The 1529-nt window shown below is 62.9% G+C and carries 4 protein-coding genes; all 4 read right to left on the reverse strand.

Annotation, left to right across the window (positions count from 1 at the left end; genetic code table 11):
- Positions 1 to 112: 112 nt before the first annotated feature.
- Genes SPHV1_RS01135 through SPHV1_RS01150 form a run of 4 tightly spaced genes read right to left on the reverse strand, consistent with a single transcriptional unit; the run spans position 113 to position 1286 of the window.
- On the reverse strand, positions 113 to 322 hold the full coding sequence (locus tag SPHV1_RS01135) for a hypothetical protein (protein ID WP_004213310.1): 210 nt from the start codon (positions 320 to 322) through the stop codon (positions 113 to 115).
- A gap of 12 nt (positions 323 to 334) precedes the next feature.
- Positions 335 to 601, reverse strand: a complete 267-nt coding sequence (locus tag SPHV1_RS01140) for a hypothetical protein (RefSeq protein WP_008831641.1) — start codon at positions 599 to 601, stop codon at positions 335 to 337.
- Entirely contained in the window at positions 598 to 885 is a 288-nt protein-coding gene (locus tag SPHV1_RS01145) for a hypothetical protein (protein ID WP_030541545.1), read from the reverse strand. The genes SPHV1_RS01140 and SPHV1_RS01145 overlap by 4 nt, the downstream gene beginning before the upstream one ends.
- An 11-nt stretch (positions 886 to 896) precedes the next feature.
- A complete protein-coding gene (locus tag SPHV1_RS01150) occupies positions 897 to 1286 on the reverse strand; it encodes a DUF3768 domain-containing protein (RefSeq protein WP_008831643.1) in 390 nt (129 codons plus the stop codon).
- Positions 1287 to 1529: the final 243 nt, after the last annotated feature.

The raw sequence follows: 1529 nt of genomic DNA on the forward strand, positions 1-1529 counted from the left end.
CGCGCGGGCATATAATGCCCCGCGCGCTCGGCCGCCTCGATCACAAATTGCAAATCGCTGATCTCGGTAGGCGAGAGGGTGACGCGAACGGCGCTCGCCGTGTTGCTGATTTTCATGGCTGCGGCTCCGGCTCTTCTTTCGCCTTGTAGGCGGCAAGGCCGATCCATGATCCGTTGTCGCCGCGAAACTGGCGCACAACATCGCCGCCGTCCCAATGGCCGGTGAAGATGCCGCGCCGGTTGATGCCGCCGACGGGGCGCGTGCGCGCCGCCAGAAGGCGGGCGCGGCGCGTGTCTCGATCTAGGTGGCGCATGGGTTGCATGGTCAATCCTTCCTATTCGCTGGCGGTGTCGAGGTTTGTGCCGATCTCGTCGGCGTCGAAGTCTTCAAGGGCTGAAATCGCGCTTTCCAGTTCGGAAACTGCGGCGTCCATCGCCTGCGCACGTTCGCTGTCCTCAAGGCTGGGTGGTAGATTCTCGCGGGCGGCCTGTTCGTCATCCTTGACGGTTTCAAGCATGTCGCGCGCCTCATCCAACAGGGCTTTGCCCTTGTCGATCAGCACGCGGGCGGCGGCGATCTGCTTGCGGCGTTCGCGGTTCATGCCTCTGCCCTCACGTCGCCGCTGTCGATCTGGAATCCTGCGCGGGCCAGCTCGTCACAAAGGGCGTGCTGCCTCTCTTCGCGGGTGCCGCTGGTGGCGATATAGCTGCATCGCCCCCAATGGAACGCGAAGCCTGCACGTTTCAGGCATCCGCGAAACCGCTGGTGGGTGCGGTCGCTCCAATCCAGTGTGCCCGCATAGTTGCGGAAAGCGGCGACGGCGCAGACGGAACCATAATTCTCATCACGCCAGCTAAGCTCGATAACCGGGGGCGATTTGGTCATGATGGCCTCCCTCAATATTCACTGGTTAGGAGAATGGTGAGCACGCGGGTTGTGGCATCGGGATTCCACGGTTCGGCGCTGCCAAATTCAAGATCGCGGTCGTAATAGTCGAACTTCCACATGACCGAGAGGGCTGGGCGCGTGCTGTCGTCAGTCCAGCGGGTATGCCATTGGCCGATCACATCACGATAAAGGAAACCGGCGTCATGCTCGCCGTGCGGGTCGTTGTCGGGTGTGAAATCCTCAAAGCCCTCGATCATCTTGAGAATGTCGGACTGCGTGTTCTCGTCCAGCGCCGCGATGCCTTGCGTAATCACGGTGCGACAAGTCACACCCATCGTTCGCCGCGCAATGTCGTTCAGCGCCGCGATGGTGGCGATCTGGTCAGTTGTCGCTTCCATTTTCCTCACTCCTTTAGGCGAAGCCGCTGCCTGCGGCCTGCGGCTCTGACCCGCTGGCGAAGCGCGGGATGGGGAGGGGGAAGCAAAATCGATGGGAGTGGTGCGGGCGGCGCGTCTAGGGAGGCCCCGGGGGGGGGGGGCGCGGGGGAACTGGCCGAACTTGGCGTGCAACCCGGTCCTGTCGATTATGCTTCGGGAACGAAAGGGCGGGTGCCCTTGGTGTTCCCCCCGGTGGCAACTGCC

It is taken from the genome of Novosphingobium sp. KN65.2, from assembly GCF_001368935.1.
Lineage (GTDB): Bacteria > Pseudomonadota > Alphaproteobacteria > Sphingomonadales > Sphingomonadaceae > Novosphingobium > Novosphingobium mathurense.

Coding starts and splice junctions, on each gene's coding strand:
- SPHV1_RS01145 (WP_030541545.1), bottom strand. CDS start 885: ATGACCAAATCGCCCCCGGTTATCGAGCTTAGCTGGCGTGATGAGAAT.
- SPHV1_RS01135 (WP_004213310.1), bottom strand. CDS start 322: ATGCAACCCATGCGCCACCTAGATCGAGACACGCGCCGCGCCCGCCTT.
- SPHV1_RS01140 (WP_008831641.1), bottom strand. CDS start 601: ATGAACCGCGAACGCCGCAAGCAGATCGCCGCCGCCCGCGTGCTGATC.
- SPHV1_RS01150 (WP_008831643.1), bottom strand. CDS start 1,286: ATGGAAGCGACAACTGACCAGATCGCCACCATCGCGGCGCTGAACGAC.